At 50.7% G+C, this 18,889-nt stretch carries 13 protein-coding genes; 10 read left to right on the top strand and 3 right to left on the bottom strand.

Annotated features, from left to right (window positions below; all coding sequences use genetic code 11):
• Positions 1-3: 3 nt before the first annotated feature.
• Entirely contained in the window at positions 4-2,271 is a 2,268-nt protein-coding gene (locus EDM55_RS26875) for an EAL domain-containing protein (RefSeq protein ID WP_246070902.1), read from the top strand.
• A 206-nt stretch (positions 2,272-2,477) separates the two neighbouring features.
• Here EDM55_RS26875 and EDM55_RS26870 read toward each other — a convergent pair whose 3' ends face one another.
• From EDM55_RS26870 to EDM55_RS26860, 3 genes are all read right to left on the bottom strand, one after another.
• Positions 2,478-5,336, bottom strand: coding sequence for a DEAD/DEAH box helicase (locus EDM55_RS26870; protein WP_122961799.1), 2,859 nt, complete (start codon positions 5,334-5,336; stop codon positions 2,478-2,480).
• Positions 5,333-6,937: an SWIM zinc finger family protein gene (locus EDM55_RS26865; RefSeq protein WP_122961798.1), complete on the bottom strand. Its 1,605-nt coding sequence runs from the start codon at positions 6,935-6,937 to the stop codon at positions 5,333-5,335. The genes EDM55_RS26870 and EDM55_RS26865 overlap by 4 nt, the downstream gene beginning before the upstream one ends.
• 76 nt (positions 6,938-7,013) lie before the next feature.
• Complete coding sequence (locus tag EDM55_RS26860) at positions 7,014-8,057, bottom strand: DUF4855 domain-containing protein (RefSeq protein ID WP_122961797.1); 1,044 nt, start codon at positions 8,055-8,057, stop codon at positions 7,014-7,016.
• Between the two features lie 199 nt (positions 8,058-8,256).
• On the opposite strand from EDM55_RS26860, the gene pfkB reads away from it, so the two are divergent.
• The 9 genes from pfkB to EDM55_RS26815 all read left to right on the top strand — a co-directional run bounded on the left by pfkB (position 8,257) and on the right by EDM55_RS26815 (position 18,889).
• Complete coding sequence (pfkB, locus tag EDM55_RS26855; protein ID WP_122961829.1) at positions 8,257-9,168, top strand: 1-phosphofructokinase; 912 nt, start codon at positions 8,257-8,259, stop codon at positions 9,166-9,168.
• Positions 9,169-9,309: 141 nt separating this feature from the next.
• A complete protein-coding gene (locus EDM55_RS26850; protein WP_122961796.1) occupies positions 9,310-10,191 on the top strand; it encodes a YitT family protein in 882 nt (293 codons plus the stop codon).
• A gap of 201 nt (positions 10,192-10,392) precedes the next feature.
• Positions 10,393-13,869: a M14 family metallopeptidase gene (locus tag EDM55_RS26845; protein WP_122961795.1), complete on the top strand. Its 3,477-nt coding sequence runs from the start codon at positions 10,393-10,395 to the stop codon at positions 13,867-13,869.
• A 39-nt stretch (positions 13,870-13,908) separates the two neighbouring features.
• Positions 13,909-14,607 carry a DUF969 domain-containing protein gene (locus EDM55_RS26840; protein ID WP_092270275.1) on the top strand — a complete coding sequence of 233 codons (699 nt, stop codon included), beginning with the start codon at positions 13,909-13,911 and terminating at the stop codon, positions 14,605-14,607.
• Positions 14,608-14,610: 3 nt separating this feature from the next.
• Positions 14,611-15,564: a DUF979 domain-containing protein gene (locus EDM55_RS26835; RefSeq protein ID WP_092270272.1), complete on the top strand. Its 954-nt coding sequence runs from the start codon at positions 14,611-14,613 to the stop codon at positions 15,562-15,564.
• A gap of 84 nt (positions 15,565-15,648) precedes the next feature.
• Entirely contained in the window at positions 15,649-16,413 is a 765-nt protein-coding gene (locus EDM55_RS26830; protein ID WP_092270269.1) for an IclR family transcriptional regulator, read from the top strand.
• Between the two features lie 28 nt (positions 16,414-16,441).
• Positions 16,442-17,089, top strand: a complete 648-nt coding sequence (pcp, locus tag EDM55_RS26825) for a pyroglutamyl-peptidase I (RefSeq protein ID WP_122961794.1) — start codon at positions 16,442-16,444, stop codon at positions 17,087-17,089.
• Positions 17,090-17,174: 85 nt separating this feature from the next.
• Positions 17,175-17,885, top strand: coding sequence for a 5-oxoprolinase subunit PxpB (gene pxpB / locus EDM55_RS26820; protein WP_373863295.1), 711 nt, complete (start codon positions 17,175-17,177; stop codon positions 17,883-17,885).
• Positions 17,882-18,889 (top strand): 5-oxoprolinase subunit C family protein, encoded by a 1,008-nt coding sequence (locus EDM55_RS26815; protein ID WP_122961792.1) that lies wholly within the window; start codon positions 17,882-17,884, stop codon positions 18,887-18,889. Before pxpB ends, EDM55_RS26815 begins: the two co-directional genes overlap by 4 nt.

The raw sequence follows: 18,889 nt of genomic DNA, 5'->3' as shown, positions 1-18,889 counted from the left end.
AATTTGCAGATTTGGCAGCAAAGGGACGAAAGGTGTATCGCAGATGACTACGATAGCGAACTCATCCTTGCTCTGGAAAGGCAGGAATTCCTGCTTCATTATCAGCCTGTCATCGACTTGAGAACAGGAAAAATCGTCGGGGCAGAGGCTTTTCTGCGCTGGAATCATCCCAGAAGGGGTTTACTGGTAGCGAGAGAGTTTCTTTCAGGTGTCCAACAGGCAAGTACTCTTTTCTCTATTCAAGAGTGGGTCATACAGCGAGTTTGTATGCAAAATAAGAAATGGCAGGAGTCCGGGTTTTCCCCGTTCCCTGTTTCTGTCAATCTGTCACTGCTCTCCCTCGTTCACGATGATCTGGTAACGGTCGTAGAGCGTGTGCTAGAAGCTAGCGGACTAGAACCGAGATGGCTGGAGCTGGAACTGACAGAGGATATGGCGTTCGATGCCGAGCAAGCTCTGGAAATACTGCTTCAGCTGAAGCGTATAGGTGTGACGATCAGCATCGATGACTTTGGACGTGGCTATAGTTCGCTCTCCCAGCTCAAACGGTTTCCGGTCGACAAGCTCAAAATCGATCAATCCTTTGTGCAGGATCAGGCAGAAGAAATGGTGGTCACAGCCATTATTGGCATGGCGAAAAGTTTACGCCTTCAAGTTGTCGCAGAGGGTGTAGAGTCAAAAGAGCAGCTGCATTTTTTGCAAAAGCACATGTGTGACGCAGCACAAGGGTTTTTCATCGCGAGGCCAGTCGCTGCCCAAGAGCTCTTAATGAATATGGCGCTTGCTCAAGAGATTGTGGATAAGCATGGAAACGGCTTACGGTCAAATGAAGCCGCGCATGAGCCATGGAGAGCCATCCACACGCGCTGCGAACTAGGCAATCTTTTGAAAAATCAGCAGGGCATGATTTTTACATTTCGGAAAATAGGCGATAAGTTCATCCACACGCTCTGTGAAGGCGAGCTGATGCATCGTGCTGGACTTATGTCCGAACAAGTCGTGGGCAAAGAGTTGAAGGAGTTTTTGCCGGCTCTCGAGGCCGAGAGAAAAACGCGTTACTATGAGCGAGCATGGAGTGGCGAAGAGAATATCAACTACGAGGGTCTGACGAATGGAGTTTATTATTTGGCGGCGCTGCGTCCCACCTTTCAAAATGGTGCAGTCAAAGAAGTCATTGCCTCCTGTGTCGATATTACGAATTTAAAAAGAGCGGAAGCAAAAATGCGAGAGAGTGAAGCCAAATATCGTGTGATCGCGGAAAACGTTTCGGATATAATCGTGGTACTCGATCAAAGAGGCATGGTTACCTATACCTCTCCTTCCGTTTCCTCGATATTGGGTATATCCCCGGAGGAAGTGCATGACAAGCACATGCTCACCTTTATTTTACCGGACGAAAAAGAGCGGGTCCTGAAGCATGTAGAGGAAATGATTAAATGGAAATTGCCGCAGCAGCTTGTTTTCTCAGGCAAGCATCGAAATGGCAGTAAGCTGATTCTCGAAGCCAAAGGTTCTCCTGTTTTCGATTGTCAGGGGGAGGTTCAGCAAATGATCTTTCTGATTCGCAATATTACCGCTCAAGTACATGCAGAGGAGTTTTTGCGCAAGATTGACAAGCTCGCTGCAGTAGGCCAGCTGGCAGCTGGGGTCGCCCATGAGATTTGGAATCCTGTTACTTCCATCAAGGGGTTTGTCCAGCTTCTCAAGCAAGATCGCGGAAAAAAGGAGTATTTTGATATTATTCTTGCGGAGTTTCAACAGCTGGAAAACACTTTGCGTGAATTTGTGTTTTTATCGGGGCAGCGTTGCCTGTTAGAGGAGCAAGTGGAACTCAGCACGATACTCGTGAGTGTCGTAGGGCAGCTTCAGGAGGCAACAATTCTTTATGATTTGAAACTCGACTTGGATGGGGAGTCGTCAAAAATACGCTGTAATCCCGGTCAAATTCGGCAGCTCTTTCTCAATCTGCTGACCAATGCCATGGATGCGATGCCGGGTGGAGGAACCATTCAGGTCGGCATGTTCAACGAGGGCAGTGACAAAGTGAAAATCCGTATTGTCGATGAAGGCTGCGGGATGAGTCAAGATCGTCTGAACAGGTTAGGGGAGCCATTCTACAGCACAAAGGAAAAGGGCATTGGCCTCGGACTTATGGTGAGTTATAAAATTATTGAGTATCACCAAGGCTATGTCCATTTTTCCAGCGATCCGCAAAAAGGAACGACAGTAGAGGTCGTTTTTCCCATAGAGAAGGTCCGATCAGTCACTTGATCGGACCTTTTCTGTACAGTAAGGCTCCGCCATAAAGCTTGGCGGAGCCCGTTTTCTAACTTATGAATGAGGGGGAGATTCGTAGTGCTTTCGGATGGCATCGAGCAGACGTTGCCAAGCGTCCGGTAGTTTGGGTGGCTGCTTGGGGGAGTCCACTTTGGAAGGAGGCACCCCTTTTTTGTCTTTTTGGTCTTCCATACGCGTCTCTATCCTTTCATATCGAGCCATTCATGGCGCAGTGCAAACAGCTCGCGAAGCTCTGAGGTCGACAGCTCCGTGATCCAGGATTCACCTGTACCGACGATTTGTTGACTAAGGGAGAGCTTTCTTTCCATCATCTCATCGATGCGCTCCTCGATGGTTCCGAGCGAAATGAATTTATACACTTGCACATTTCGTCGTTGGCCGATTCGATGGGCACGGTCGGTTGCCTGGTTCTCGACGGCAGGATTCCACCACCGGTCGTAGTGAATGACGTGGTTGGCTTCGGTCAAGTTCAGACCGGTTCCTCCTGCACGCAAAGAGAGGATAAAGATGGCGCCGCGCTCTTGATCAGGCAACGCTTCATTTTGGAAGCGGGCGATCATGTCGTCCCGCATTTCCTTTTTGGTTGATCCATTCAAAAAGAAGACAGGACCATAGCCCTCTCGAGTCAGTACACGCTGCAGCATGTTGCCCATCTCGATATATTGCGTAAAGATCAGGCAGCGCTCGCCCTTTTGCCGGATATCCCCGACTAGCTCCAGGAGCCGCTCTAGCTTATGGGACCGGCTCGCTTCCTCACTCGTCGCGATTTCATTGAGGATGAGAGCAGGGTGATCACAAAGCTGCTTCAGCCGGGAGAGGGTCGTGAGGATGAGCCCGCGCCGCTCCATCGGACTCGTATTTTCCATCCGGGCAAACATCTCCTGGATGGCTGTTTCATAAAGCGCCCCTTGTTCTGCAGTGAGGGGGACGTACTCTTTCCCCTCGTTCTTTTCTGGCAGATCCAGCTGAATGCTAGGGTCGGTTTTCACCCGGCGGAGCAAAAAGGGCTGAATCAGTCGTTGAACTTGCTGTATCAGGCTCTGATCCTGGTCCCTCTCGATTGGGTGTACATATCGCCGTGCGAAGTCACCCAAGCTCCCCAAATACCCGGGGTTTAGGAAGTCAAAGATAGACCACAGCTCGCTCAAACGATTTTCGATAGGGGTGCCTGTCAAAGCAATCCGATGCCAAGCCTGTAAATCACGTACAGCCGATGCTTGCTTGGTATATGCATTTTTGATGTTTTGGGCCTCATCCAGACAAATGGCATTCCAGGTGATGGAGGAGAGCTCTTTTTCATCCAGATGGGACAAGGCATAGGAGGTGATGACCAGATCTGCCCCCTCAATAGCAGGCAAGAAGTCTTCCTTTTTCAGACGGTTGTTGCCGTAATGGACAAAGACCTTCAGGGAAGGGGCAAAACGCTCCAGCTCTTTTTGCCAGTTGCCGATGACCGAAGTCGGACAGATCAAGAGGGAAGGGGTGTCCGATACGCCATTTTGCTTTAGATGCAGCAAATAGGTAATAAACTGCACGGTTTTCCCCAACCCCATGTCGTCCGCCAGACAAGCGCCTAGTCCGAAGCGGCGCAGGAAAAGCAGCCAGGAGCTGCCTTCCAGCTGGTATTTTCGCAGTGTGCCGCGGAAGGTGGACGGTTGGTCGAGGATCGGAATTTGCTTCGTCTCTTGCAGCTGGTGCATGAGCTGCAGCAAGTGCTGATTCAACTCGACTTCCATCGTTAGAGAATAGGCGTCTAGCTCGTCGTCATCGAGCAAATCGTCTTCCTGCTCTTCGGGGGTAGTCAGATGCATCTTCATGACATCGCGAAACGTCAGGGCATTCTTGCCTTTTGATTTCTTTAAGGTCTCTTGTAGCTGCAAAAAGAGATCAGGGGTGAGCTGCACCCAATGTCCGCGTATTTTTAGCAGCCGCTGCTTCTGCTTGATCAGCTGCTCAAACTCTTCTTCACTCAGCTCGATTGGACCTAAGGCGAGCTTCCACTCGAATTCCATCACTTGCGAAATTCCTAAAAACGATTGTCTGCTCGCCCCGACTGAGGAGGTGACCTTGGCTTTCAGCTTCGGTCTAACTCTGCGCGCCTGTTCCCACCATGCAGGCAAGAAGACATGAATGCCTGCTTGCACAAGCAGCAAGCTGCTGGCCGTCAAAAAAGTCCATGCTTGCTCATTGGAAAGTCGAGAAAGCAAGAGGGGCTCCGCACTGGAGGGAGTCTCCCAAGGCAATATCTCCTGGCATTTGTGAAGATCGTGCAGGAACCGCTCCCAGTGCTCAACCCATTCCTCAGGGATATCAGCGCGAGAATAGCCATGTGGAGAATCAAGATCCCGTTCGATCAAGAAGAGGCGATCCGGTTCTTCGCGGTCCTGCAGATAGACGGAGAGCTGCCAATCCGAAAAGCTGTCCTCGGCCTCCACCAAGCGCAGACATGTACGAAAAGGAGTCAGATCCGGGAGCCAGCCGATGGATTGCAGCCATTCCTTCTCTTCCAAATGTGGCGAAAGATCACTGCCCATGACCATAAGCGCCGGAAATTGGGTCAATAATTGATCCCAGGCGAGTCCGACCTCACCGCGTGATAGAAGTGCTTCTTCCAGGGCAAGTGTTAGCCAATTCCGGCAGAGTCCCGAAACGTCTTCTGGAGCATCGGTCATTTTCCACCCGTAGCGGCCCATCTTCCATTGCTCAAAGTCAGGAGAGATGGTACCGGCAGCAAGTGCTTGCTGAATGACACGCGCCATTTCCTGATAAGACGTAAACGCATGATTGAGTTCATAAGTCATGTGCTGCAGCCAGGCAGGAGAGGCAAAAAAGGACAGGGCTTCGGACGGACTCAGGAGCAAGCCGTACTCGGTCTTTTCCAGAAAGGTTCCGTAGAACGATTTCTCATCCCATGCAAACAAGGTACTGCCGAGTGCTTCTGGGTCGATTCGTTCTCCGTGTGGTCCAGATCCAGTGATCAAAAAACGCCCGTCTGCCATAATCTCTGCGGCGAGCACCAGCGTAGTGACGGTGGTCATAAGTTCAGATTTCCTCTCCTTAGCTCCTCCTGGAAGGCGCGCAAACGATTGTGCTTCGTAGACAGTTGCTCGACAAATTGCACCCAGCGTGCTTCCTGATCCGCTTTGCTAAAGGCAGCTCTGGCCTTCTTTAACAGCTTGATAGCCTCTTTATAGGCTGGTCGGTTTCGTTCGCCGATCAGCCGATTGATTTCTCGTACATACAGAGGGAAGAGCAGAGAAGGCTGCCTGTCTTCCACTTCTTTAAATGGAGTTGCCAAAACCTCTGTCAATGGCACGTGATAGGACATCTGCAAATCGATCCACTGCCGAAACTGCTGTTGATCAAATAGATAGGACGAATACTCGTGGAAGCTGCTTGGCAAAAAGAGCTTCAGACTCTCTCCACACTCACTCGCCCTGCAGACGCGCTCCATCGCTTCCTGCCAGATGGCCATCACGAGCTGGTAGTTCTGGGGATCCGCTTGGCCGATGAGGGACTGCAACCAATCCGTCCACGTCAAAAAGCGCTGCCATTCCTCATTTCGAGCGAACATTTTCAAATAGGGCAGATAAAAGGAAAGCGTGAGTCTACTGTTGGCAATCCATGTCTCTTTGGCAGCTTCATCCTTGCCTGCCATGACATAAAAATGAGCACGCAGCAGCTTGTAAATTTCCTGCTCGGACGGGGTGGCCGAAGAATGGTGAAGCAGCCGTTCTAGATCCTCGACCTCCGTTTGAATCCATTCCGGTACCTGCAGCAGATGCCACCAAAGAAGCTGGTAGGCAAAGGTCCAGTAAAGAGCCGTCGATTCCGTTTCCTTCATTTTTTTGACGATCTGCATGGTCTCTTCCAGTAAATCCCGATGCTTTGCGTGAAGCTCCTCCACATCCAGGTAAAACAAAGTGCCTTCCAGCTGCTCAACCAAGCGTTCAGCGGTCTGGGATAAGTCTTGGAACCAGTACGACTGCCGATTCGTTTTGACGAACTCCTGCAGCTTCAGGAGGTGAAAGACGATGGCGTGCACCGTAAATAGCTGCGCACGAGCAGTTGACCAGCCAGCAGCGACACTCAGGACATTTTGATAGCTGGACATAAGCTCCGAGGAAGCCCGATACGTTTCCATCGCAGAGGGGAGGTTGCGTGTCCAGCTTTCCAAAAACGTCCACCAATCACGTACAGGACTGCCAGGCGTTAGCGGGGACTGCACAGCTGCTGTACCTTCCTGAGCGGTCACCTGGTTACTATTTCGAAAGGTAGGAACGAGCATAGCAGGGGAAAATCTCGCTCGTCGCGGCTGTTGGGCACGGGACAGGTATTGGCGTGGATTTTCGAAAACGCTATACATCTGAAAGAACGTCGCTGCAATATGCTTGCACAGCCGACTGTACGGGCAGGTACAGGTACTGTTCTGGACATCCTCGAGATCCAGTACGACATGGTATACCTGCGTGCCTTGTACATCGCTGGTCAATAGCGTTTCCTTTTCGACGCGGGTGTTGAATACCACGCCATCCGAAAAGTAGGAGTATCCACGCTCCATGATCGGCCCTTCCGCAAAAACGAGGAGCTGCTCACCTGCCCGCACTGCTTGTTCCCGTGTCAGTTCTCTTTGCAACATCTGGTTTGATCCTCCGCACGAAGTGTCATCCCTCCATTATAACCCAAACAGCGGGGAATGGAAAAAGGAAGAACCTCTAGCAATCCGTAAATCCGTTCAAAAAGGCAAAAATCTGGTTATAAAGAGGATCGTTCGAATGATAGAGGCTGACCATGGCTTGCTTTCTTCCATTTTTTCCAAAAAACCAGCCACCCGTATACCAGGCAAGTGGAGATTCAAACTGATAGGGGCCGAAGTATCTCCCATTCTCATCCGTGCCACCTGTAGCTCCAAGCCGTAAGTACTCCTGCAGCTTTTCTCTTTTCGCCTGATCGTACGTGACGGCCAGATCAAACTCGATCTCGAAGCCCATGCCATTTTCGTAAGCAGAGGCAGCAGCCTTTGAAATACTCCGTTGTGGATTGAAATAAGCATTGGGCTGGAGAAAAGCGAGGTCAAAACCTAAAGAGCTCCATTCGTTCCAACCGTGTGCCAGCTGGTAAGGAATCCAAATCGACTTCAGTTGACAACCGTCCACCTGGAGGGAGTGAATCTGTTGGTTTACCTCTTTAATGACGAAGCGATCGTCGAAAGCTCCTCCGTGTTCATACAGGCTCTCCTGCAGCCAATAGAAACCTTTCAGGTGCAAGCAGCATTTCAGGAGGCTGCTCTCCCACTTCGAGAGAAACAGGCAGATCCATTCGACGACGGCTTGTACGCGCAAAAGGTCATTGGTAAAAACCTGTGGATTCGGGTAGGGGAGCGCAATCCAGACATTTGTCTTAGAGAGGGCGGATCGATGGACAGCCTGGCAAAGTGCGTCCAGATTCCGATCGCACAAGAACAGCTCATCTAGGTAACGGACCCACTCCGTCCAATTGGCAGGAGACTTTTCATTCCGGGTCAAAAAGCGCCCTTCGCCTGACTCATTGAGTATTCCAAGGGCAAGGAACAGGAAGTCGGTAAACATCGTACCGTCCACACAGCCCGTATGCGCATCCACGTAGGTTAAGAGCGGGAGAAAATCAGTCGTCTCCCAAAATTGGTAATGGGGCGTTCCATCTGTACCAATACTGTAGCCCGCATAGGTGAGGAACAACTGATCGATGAGCCCTTCTTCCAGAGAGGGATAGGGAGACAAGAGTCACCACCGCTTTCCAAAAAGGATCGGTTCTAGAAATCACGGTTTATGTATATGAAGAAGCGGGTGGAGCTATCCCAACTGGTAGGGTGTCCTATGCATGGTTTTGTGGGAATCGTGCAGCTGCCCCCAAAAAGAAAGAGATCCGCTGCGCTATGTAGAAATAGAAAGAAAAGATAATCGTAAAAGTGGTGAGCGCATGATTTATACCGTTACCTTGAATGCTTCCATCGACTACCATGTATGGCTTCAAACATTGACTCAAAGCAGCATTCACGAAGCGCAAAAAGAGTGGAAATCAGCAGGTGGAAAAGGGATCAACGTCTCGAAAGTGCTGCGAAATCTTGGGCTGCCGAGCGTAGCTCTTGGTTTTGCAGGCGGCTTTTCGGGGGCATTTATTCGACAGGAGCTAGAGCGGGAAGGCATTGTTCACCAGCTCATTTCTATTGCAGAAGATTCGCGAATCAATATCAAAATCAAGGCGGGGACAGAAACAGACATAAGTGGCGTGTCGCCCTCGATCCCAAGCGAAGCCCAAGGCCAGCTCCTAGGCCAGCTCGATCTTTTGACGGGTAATGATGTGCTTGTGCTCGCAGGGAGTGTCCCTGCAAGCATGCCCGCAGATTTCTACGGCTCGATCATGCAACGCCTGCGTCCGCGAGGTGTAAACGTGATTCTCGATGCGAAAGGAAAGGCGCTTGCCCAGGCTCTGCCAGAGGGACCTTTTTTAATCAAGCCCAACCAGCACGAGCTTGGAGAACTTTTTGGAGTGCAGGTAACGACTTTCGAGGAAGCCGTGTATTATGCAAAAAAGGCGATGGAAATAGGGGCAAGCAATGTGATTGTGACTCTGGGAGGGAACGGAGCGGTGTTGGTGAGTCCGGAGACGGAGCTGGTCGCACAGTTCCCGAAACAACAGGCTGTCAATTCCATAGGTGCTGGGGACTCGGTAGTTGCAGGGTTCCTGTATGGAGTTTCACACCAGTGGGAAATCAGGGACGCCTTTCGTTATGCTGTTGCGGCAGGCTGTTCGACTGCGATTTCAGAAGGATTTTGCACACGTGAGAATATCGATGCCTTTCTACCTCAAATTACTCTCATAGAGCGTTAAGCGAGTAGAAGGAAGGCCACATAAAGCTATCTTCTAGGTAAAGTCATTTTTCGAAGTCAGCCTCCCTTGGCAGGGGCTGGCTATTTTTTTTGCTCGTGGTGGGAATGATGAAGTTATAGAGAAAGGGGAAGGATGGTGCAAATGGTAGGGACTGTAATCGGTACGACGCATAAAAAAACGAAAAAGAGAAGAATCCTCACCAGAGCGTTCATTATATTCGTAGGTGCTTTGCTCGTATCAGTCGGGCTGGAAATTTTCCTTGTCCCCAACAACATTATCGATGGCGGGGTGACCGGTCTCTCCATTATGCTGTCTCATTTGACAGGCCTGAAGCTGGGGCTCTTTTTATTTCTCTTAAATCTCCCATTTTTAATTATCGGCTATAAGCAAATCGGAAAAACGTTTGCCATCTCGACCTTATTCGGGGTCGCGGTGATGTCTGTGGGTACCTTTCTTTTGCTGCCGGTACCGAGCTTGACACATGACCTGCTTCTTTCGGCCGTTTTTGGCGGCATTATCGTGGGGGTTGGGGTAGGGTTGGTGATTCGGGCAGGAGGCTCACTAGATGGCACCGAGATCGTCGCGATTCTTTTAACCAAGAAAAGCCCGTTTTCCGTGGGCGAAGTCGTCATGTTTTTTAACATTTTCATACTGGGCAGTGCTGGCTTTATTTTCGGATGGGATCGGGCGATGTACTCCCTGATTGCCTATTATATTGCCTACAAAATGATTGATCTGACGATGGTCGGTCTTGAGCAGTCCCGATCGGTCTATATCATCAGTGACAGCCCCGACGAGATAGGCGACGCTCTTGGTGCGCGGTTAGGGCGGGGGATTACCTACTTGAGCGGAGAAGGCGGGTATTCCGGCGAGGATAAAAAAGTCATCTTTTGTGTGATTACCCGATTGGAGGAAGCTAAATTAAAATCGATTGTGGAGGAAATCGACCCGACCGCCTTTTTGGCTATTGGTCATATTCACGATGTGTCGGGTGGAAGATTTAAGAAGAAAAACATTCATTAAGTGCATGGAACGGGCATTCCCCTTGCTGCAGATGCAATGCTCTGAAAGCAAGGGTAGCGAAAAATGATTATTTTTTCAGAACCTTGTAAATCCACTGTTGATTTTTAAGCTATATGTATTTATGATAAATCTATTAAAAATGAAATGAACATTCCGAAATTCGGAACTGCGGAAAAACAGAGTCAAGTGGGATGGTGAAATATGCGTACAAGCACGATATGGAGCAATGACGGCATCTTTTTTTCGCTGAACGACAATGCATCACCAAAGGGAATCCGAAATCGGATGACCGTTCCTTCTCAGCGATCATGCTGGGAATCAGCTGCCATGGTCGAGCTGGCGGGGAGAATCGGTCTTCATTTGCCCGATTTGCCGCTTCCTGTTTACGAGAATCTGTTTGCAGAGGATCGACTCGACTCTCATTCGGCGGGTGAGATGCCAGCGGACCAGCGCCATTTCCACCTCGTTCTCGGCCATGAATGGAACTGGCTGACCGATATCCTGGGAGACAGAATCCATGCGCTAGAGCCCTATCGCCAGAACGAGCAGCAGGAAAATGGAATTCTACAGGTGATTCCAGAAGAAGAGGGTACGATTTTGGTTGTAACGGGAACGTCACCCCTGATGACGCTTCATGCAGCGCGCGCTTTGGTTGCCGAATCATTCGATTACAAAAGTCTCCTGCAAAACGGTCATGTGCTGCTAGCAGCAAAGCAGGGGAGCGGCCCGAGAGAAGCTAGACCAGAGAATAGACGGCAGCCGTCCTTTTACTCCTTGCATAACCTCTTTACGACAGAAGGAATCTATCAAAGAAAAGAGGGAGAGCTCCTCCCGACACTCGATGTCAGCTTGTCTGTGAACCGAGCCGCTCAGGAAGAAACCGTTGCGTTTATTGAGCTGGGAGCAAGACTCGCTCAGGCAGCCGGAGCGGTATGCTTCCCCTTGACTCATACTCTTGGAGAGACAGCGGCTTCAGAGCGCTTTGTCGTGGAGATCGATACTGCCGTAGAAGAAAAGGAAAACCAGCAGAAGCTTCAGCTGAGCAATCAAAAGCGTTCACTCAAACTGATCAGTCACTCAGATCATCTCGTCGCTTTTACGCGGGATATTCTCGACGAGGGATTGGAGCCTCTTGATTCCTGGAAGAAGGATACATGGCGGCATCGATTTTCACAGCTGAAAAGCAGCAGTCCTGATGTAGCGATACGTGCGCAGCTAGGAATGCAAGCGTTTACGCTTCATCAGGCTGACGAAATACAGACCTTGCACGTCCCAGAGCACCTCTTTTCGCCTGTTGAATTGTGGCAAACCTATGTGGGGGATAGAGAGAAGGACAGATCAGTTTCTCTCCAGATGGAAAAGGAAGAGCCAATATGGGCAGCGGAGTGGAAAGACGCTGGTGAACTGGAAGAGATTCAAGCGTATTTGCTCGGGCAAATCGAAAAGCTGCAAGCGGGTATAAATCCAGTCGGGTCGCTAGAGCTGGAAGTCACGACCACTTGCAGTGAGCCGACCTTTCACGAGTGGTCACAGCAGCTTCAGTCCAAAATCCACGAACAATGGGGACTGCTCTTGCGCTTTGTTTACAGAGATGCCAACAAGTCGGGGCTAAACTGGGCGATGCAAGAAGTTCTGCCGCACATCCAAGAGCTTGCCGGGATCGATCGTGTCGAGCTTCGAGCGCGCGCTTTCCAGCCTGGCGAAAAACATCTGGATTTGGTCCATCGGTTTTTGCAGGAGCTGTATCCGCTTGATTCGATTTTGGCGAATGCATTGGATCTCTCCCTGGAGCAAATCTCGTTGAAGCTGATGGAGGATGCAGCGGCCCCGATGTTCAGTGTGGCTGCCTTTGACCAGAGTGGGCGTGAGATAGAGGCGTGGCGATGGGAAGGCTGGGTGGAAAGCCTGCCTTACATGCCTGGACAACCAAAGAAGGGGAACGTAATGATCCCTTTCGCAGGAATTCGTATTTACGAAGGAGCGACAGGCAACGAAATCGCTAGCAAGTCTTTTCCTACCAACCCGTATCGTTTCTGGAAATGGTATCAAGATTCTGTCCTCCCGCAAGTCTTGGAACAGGTAGGAAGCAACCCGGGTGTTCCTAAGTTTTCCAGGCTTGAATGCCACGTAGGGATGGATGCAGTAGAGAAGAAATTGCCGCATTTAGAAGAGAACAGCTCTGTATTGGAAGCATTGCACGAGGACATTTACTTCTATACGCTGCATGCCATGCACGATCATGGAAAAAGAGTAGGGGATCCGGAATGGGACGCACCTGGAGGCATTCTCCCATTCATGCACGTAGAATCAGGAGCGAAGCCATGGGCAAGCGTAGCGCTTTATGCGTTTCCTTCCGAACACTGGGTCTGGTATACCAATCATGAGCAGCAACGAGAGGTAATCCATCCCCCCGCTCCTGAGCTTTTTGCGGAGGCGCGAATCACGGAGCAAACTTCAGCTGATGGCCGTTTGGCGTTTTCGTTTGAGGGAGTAGGCGAGCCTCGTTTGGAAAAGGAATGTGGGGAATGGCTCGCTGCAGCAGCATGTTCTGCGCAGCCTATCCTACAGAACGCTCCGAATCTGCAAGAGAAGAAATCTATCTGGGAGGACGTTTTCGTCAACGAAGATGTGCAAGGCTGGCTAGACGAGAGAGTAGGACACATCCCCGGCAGTGTGACTCCGATTGACTTTTCTTTAAACGGAAGCTGGATTTGGCTGGTCGAACTGTTCGCTCAGGGGAAAGCTGCCAAGTCATCCTCTCGCCTCGAGAAGCACGGGCTGTATAAGCCAACCTTTTTTATCAATGCGAGACATCATGCGAATGAAGTGTCGAGCACAAATGCTGCTCTGCAAATGATCGAGAAGCTCTCGGTTGAGCCCGCGCTGCTCGAATCGATCAATCTGGTGATCGTCCCATTGGAAAATGTGGATGGAGCTGCTTTGCATGCAGAGATGGCGAAAGAAAGCCCATGCTGGAAGCTGCATGCCGCGCGTTATAACGCGTGCGGGCTCGAATTTGCCAAGTATCGCTTCCAGGAAGGCGTCTCTTTTGGCGAAAGCCGTGTCTACCCGAAAGTGTGGGAGCGATGGGCACCGGACATCGTATTGGATGATCACGGGATTCCATCTCATGAGTGGATTCAGCCATTTAGCGGATACAACAGTCCGCCGCGTTTTCCGGTCTCGTATTGGATCCCGAGTGCGCGTATGTACACGATCTGGCGGGAATTGACGGAAGCTACCCATGAACAGCGAATCGCTTATGAATCCCTCCGTTCGTATCTGACAAAAAGGCTCGATGAAGATCAGGAAATAGCCGCGGACAACAAGAGCTGGCTACAGACCTACAGGCGATGGGGCAATGATTTTGACAAAGTGCATTTCCCGATTGAATTGTCCAATGGAAGCATCGCCTATACACGGGACAGCCCGATCAATCGCAGCTCGCATGATCTCATCGAAAGGTTCCCGGAATGGGTTACCGCCGATTTGATGACAGAGGTAAATGACGAAACGGTCTATGGGAAAGAGCTAGCCGCATGCCGACATGCTCATCATGTTGTGCACCAGGCGATCGCTGACTGGATGAAAGATCGGCCCATCGAAGTTCGTGTTTGCCAGGAAAAATGGGCAGACGGCGTGACTCGGATCGGTCTTCAACGCACCAGACCCTTGTAGGAAAAACCACATCCACCATCGTTTGAAGGGAGTTTTAGTATGGTTCTGATTGGCGTTGCGATTGTTATCATTGGCTTCATTGTACGGTTAAATCCACTTTTGGTAGTTACGGTAGCAGGTCTTGTCACAGGGCTTGTGGCCCAGCAATCTCTTTTTGACATCATTGAGCAGTTTGGAAAAGCCTTTACCACCAACCGGTACATGGCGATTTTTATCGCTACGCTGCCAGTCATCGGTTTGCTGGAGCGCTATGGCCTTCGTGAGCAAGCTGAGTCGGTTGTGGCCAAGATCAAGGCGGCGACAGCGGGCAGAATCATCAACGTGTATTTCTTTATTCGCGAAGTAGCAGCCGTATTCGGACTGACGTCTATAGGTGGACATGCGCAAATGGTTCGGCCGTTGGTAGCGCCGATGGCGGAAGGGGCGGCAGAAGCCAAGTACGGTAAAGATCTTCCCGACGATGTGCGTCAAAATATCCGTGCACACTCTGCAGCAGCAGACAATATCGGTGTATTTTTCGGAGAAGATGTCTTTATCGCGATTGGCGCCATCTTGCTCATGAAAGGCTTTTTCGACCAGAACAACATTCCGTCCGATCCACTCCAGATGGCCATGTGGGCGATTCCTACCGCGATCGCGGCCCTCATCGTTCACAGTATTCGTTTGAATATGCTGGACCGCTCGCTGGATCGCAGGTTTGGGAATAAGCAGAACAAATCCGCAGGGAAGGGGGAATAGGCTTTGTTTCTTTCGATTGAAGCGGTTTACATTTTTCTAGGTATCATCACGTTGCTCGGAAGCTTGTATACCTTCCGCGATCAGAAAAATCCGAGACGCGTGACGTCAGGACTCTTCTATTTTCTATATGGGATCAGCTTGCTGCTTGGCAGCGTCATTCCCCCGTTTGTCATGGGACTTCTCGTGATTGTCATGGTCATTATCGTGGGCGCCGGAGGCTTGAAAGTAGGGAGCTATGGCGAAGCGAGTGGGGAAGAGCGTCAGCAGAACCGCAAGCGATTGGGCAACTGGCTGTTCCTGCCTGCCCTGCTGATTCCGGTTATTACGATTCTCGGTACCACTGGTATGAAAGATGTGAAAATCGGTGAGCTGTTCATTCTGGATCAAAAGAACATTACGTTGGTGTCACTGGCACTGGCTACGTTGATCTCCTTGATTGTCGGAGTGGTGATGACGAAAAGCCGTCCGATGACTCCGATTAAAGAATCCCGTCGTTTGCTGGAAGCCATCGGTTGGGCAGCAGTACTCCCACAGATGCTGGCAACACTGGGAACCATCTTCACCAGCGCTGGTGTGGGGAAGGTCGTCTCGGATTTGGTCAGCACCATTATTCCGACACATTCCTTGTTCTGGGTCGTTTTCGCTTATTGTGTAGGGATGGCTTTGTTTACGATGATTATGGGCAACGCGTTTGCAGCCTTTCCGGTGATGACCGCAGGGATCGCTGTCCCGCTCTTGATCGGTCAATTCGGCGTGGATGCCAACCATTTGGCGGCGATTGGGATGTTTGCGGGATATTGCGGGACTCTGATGACGCCGATGGCAGCGAACTTCAACATCGTGCCAGCAGCTCTACTTGACTTAAAAGACAAAAACCATGTCATTCGTGTACAAGTGCCTACCGCCCTGATTCTCTTATGCTTTAACATCGCGCTGTTGTATTTCATTTCGCTGTAACAGTCAAAGTTACGTTCTCTAAACTTCAAACAAATGATAAAATATGGACAAACAGTACCTGAACACGGGGGATAAGAAGAGTCCATGATTCAGAACAAAAACAAGACGGTCGTCAAATCGATGGAGCTGCTCAACCTGTTCATTGAGCACTCCCGATTGAGCCTCAACGAAATGGTAGAGCTGTCAGGGATTCCGAAAACGTCCATTCATCGGATGGTAGGCTCCTTGGAGGGGATGGATTTCCTGCAAAAAGGTGAGGACGGCAAATACTCGCTCGGACTGTTGTTCCTGCAGTTTGGTCAGCTAGTCGCAGAACGGCTGGATATTCGTCAAATCGCCTTGCCAGCCATGACGAAGCTGCGAGATCAAGTAGAAGAGGCTGTGAATCTGATTATCCGAGACGGGAAGGAAGCCATCTACATCGAGAAGCTGGATACGAATCACCCTGTTCGGCTCTACACCAAGATCGGCAGGAGATCTCCTTTGTATGCAGGAGCATGCTCGAGAATTATCCTCTCTTATATAGAAGAGAAAGAACGTGAGCGGTATTTGCAGGAAACGGAGCTGAATCCCTTCGGCCATGGAACCATTACGGATAAAGAGCGGCTTCGGCAAGAGCTGGAGCAGGCTCGCGAAAAGGGATATACCATCAGTTACTCGGAGCTTGAGAATGATACGGTATCGATTGCAGCTCCGATTTTTGATCATACTGGCCGTTTAGTAGCTGGCATCAGCATTGCGGGTCCACAGGTGAGGTTTGAGAAGGAGCGGATTCCGGACCTGATTGGGCATCTGTTGAAAACATCGGAAGAGATCTCACGAGAACTAGGATGGCGAGGCGCAAAATAAGGACTACCATCCGGGAAGGGGACCAGTCATGAAAACAATACTTGTCACCGGATTTGATCCGTTTGGAGGCGAATCGATTAATCCCGCCTGGGAATCAGTCAAGCGCCTAACGGAGCATCAATCCTCGGACTACAAAGTAGAAGTACGGCAAATTCCCACTGTTTTTGATAAATCGCTGGAGCATTTGTATGCAGCAATCGAGGAAACACGTCCCGATATCGTTTTCTGTATCGGGCAGGCTGGGGGAAGAACAGACCTCACCGTTGAGAGGGTCGCAATCAATGTCAATGATGCACGCATCCCCGACAATGAAGGCAATCAGCCGATTGACACAGCTGTGGTAGAGGGGGGGCCGGTGGCGTATTGGTCGAGCCTCCCCATTAAAGCGATCGTGAAGAGGCTGCGGGAAAACGGGGTTCCCGCCTCGATCTCCCAAACGGCAGGCACCTTTGTATGCAATCACCTGTTCTACGGATTGATGCATAGGATCGCCACTACGAATCCTTCCATTCGAGGAGGATTCATCCACATTCCGTATTTGCCAGAGCAGGCAGCGAGGCTGGCAGGTCAACCGAGCATGGCCGTCGAAACCATTGTAAAAGGGCTGCGCATTGCTATGGAAGCGACACTGGCCCATGAAGAAGATATCACGATGATGGGTGGGCAAATTAGTTAATCAAGAGGAGGGAATCTCCTCTTTTCCTTTATCCATAATTCGGAATGATAATCCCGATAATCGGAATGAGAGGGGCGGAAAGGTGATTAGCCACGAGTTCTTCCCTTTAGGGGATTCAGGAGTTGTGGTCAAGCTGGGAAACACCATTGACCAGAGCACACATCAAAAAATAAAAACGCTGTCAGATCGTTTGCAGGACGAACGGCCGAAGGGAATGGTCGAAATCGTTCCAGGGTATACGACGGTCACTGTGTATTACGATCCAGTTGCTTTGTATGATCCAAGAAGCGATCAAACGCCTTATGAGAGAGTCACTGCGTACCTTCGCGAGATCATTACGCATGCCGAAAGCGAGATTCCCAGAGAGCCGAGGCTCGTGGAGATACCTGTTTGCTATGGAGGGGAATGCGGACCCGATCTGGAAGAAGTGGCAAAGCACAGCGGACTGGCTCCGGAAGAAGTCATTCGCATTCATTCGGAGCAGCAATACTTGGTGTACATGATCGGCTTTGCGCCTGGGTTTCCTTATTTGGGTGGACTGGATGAGCGGATTGCGACTCCGCGCCGGTCCACTCCACGTACGGCCATTCCGAGGGGAAGCGTTGGGATTGGAGGCTCTCAGACAGGGATCTACCCAATCGTGAGCCCAGGAGGATGGAATATTATCGGTCGAACGGCCCACCCTTTGTTTCGCCCGGAGGATCAGGAGCCAAGTCTGCTTCGCGCAGGTGACTTGGTGCGCTTTCGCCCCATTTCTTGGGAAGCCTTTCAGGAACAACAGGAGGTGACTCCATGAGTGTAGAGGTGATTCAGCCAGGCGTTTTGACCACGGTGCAGGACCTGGGGAGAATAGGCTATCAGCAGCATGGAGTCATTGTTGGAGGGGCGATGGATACATTCGCCGCACGAATAGCCAATATGCTCGTAGGGAACCAGCCAACAGACGCTGTTCTCGAACTGACCTTAAAGGGTCCGAGCCTGCTCTTTCACGAGGATCTGTTGATTGCGGTTTGCGGTGGGAATTTTGTCCCTTCTATCGATGGGAGACGGATGCCAGCTAACCGCCCCGTTTGGGTGAGGCGTGGAAGTATCCTGCAGTTTTCCCATGTCAGACAAGGCTGTCGAGCTTATTTGGCAGTGGCGGGAGGATGGGAGGTTCCTGTCGTGATGAGAAGTCGCAGTACCAACTTCCGAGCAGGATTTGGCGGCTATGAAGGGAGAATGCTGCAGGGGAAAGACGTAGTAAAATCAGGCGCTCCGGGTGATTACAGCCGATATCTCGCGAGCGAGTTGGCCAAGCAGGCAGGCACGAATCCCTTTATCCAAACAGACTGGTTTGTCCCGAAAACCATGCTTGCCTACATGGGAAAATCGGTGATCCGGGTTATGCAGGGAGAGCAGTACCCTGATTTTACCGATCAAAGCCAGAAGGATTTTTGGGCGCAGTCGTTCCAAGTGACTCCACAGTCCGATCGCATGGGCTATCGGCTGTCGGGACCCATATTATCCCTTTCCTCCCCGCTGGAGCTGACTTCTGAAGCCGTAACCGCAGGAACGATCCAGGTGCCCCCTAGCGGACAACCGATTATTTTGTTGGCGGATCGTCAAACCATCGGCGGATACCCGAAAATCGGATATGTAGCTACGGTGGATTTACCGGTTTTTGCACAGCTCAAACCAGGTGATACCGTTCGTTTTCAGCCTGTTTCTGTTCGCGATGCACAAAAATGGCTGTACGAAAGAGAGCTCGAGCTAAAACAACTGAGGGTAGCGATGCAACTCGCTGCTGGATGGAGGTAA

The sequence above is a fragment of the Brevibacillus centrosporus genome (assembly GCF_003710815.1).
GTDB classification, from domain to species: Bacteria; Bacillota; Bacilli; order Brevibacillales; family Brevibacillaceae; genus Brevibacillus; species Brevibacillus centrosporus.
The sequence above is the reverse complement of the archived record's forward strand: the minus strand, read 5'-3'. Positions and strand labels throughout refer to the sequence as shown.

Bases quoted from the DNA above. Each gene is read 5' to 3' on its own strand.
- EDM55_RS26865 (WP_122961798.1), bottom strand. From the start codon at position 6,937: ATGTTGCAAAGAGAACTGACACGGGAACAAGCAGTGCGGGCAGGTGAG.
- EDM55_RS26815 (WP_122961792.1), top strand. From the start codon at position 17,882: ATGAGTGTAGAGGTGATTCAGCCAGGCGTTTTGACCACGGTGCAGGAC.
- EDM55_RS26840 (WP_092270275.1), top strand. From the start codon at position 13,909: ATGGTTCTGATTGGCGTTGCGATTGTTATCATTGGCTTCATTGTACGG.
- EDM55_RS26830 (WP_092270269.1), top strand. From the start codon at position 15,649: ATGATTCAGAACAAAAACAAGACGGTCGTCAAATCGATGGAGCTGCTC.
- pcp (WP_122961794.1), top strand. From the start codon at position 16,442: ATGAAAACAATACTTGTCACCGGATTTGATCCGTTTGGAGGCGAATCG.
- EDM55_RS26870 (WP_122961799.1), bottom strand. From the start codon at position 5,336: ATGACCACCGTCACTACGCTGGTGCTCGCCGCAGAGATTATGGCAGAC.
- pfkB (WP_122961829.1), top strand. From the start codon at position 8,257: ATGATTTATACCGTTACCTTGAATGCTTCCATCGACTACCATGTATGG.
- EDM55_RS26850 (WP_122961796.1), top strand. From the start codon at position 9,310: ATGGTAGGGACTGTAATCGGTACGACGCATAAAAAAACGAAAAAGAGA.
- EDM55_RS26845 (WP_122961795.1), top strand. From the start codon at position 10,393: ATGCGTACAAGCACGATATGGAGCAATGACGGCATCTTTTTTTCGCTG.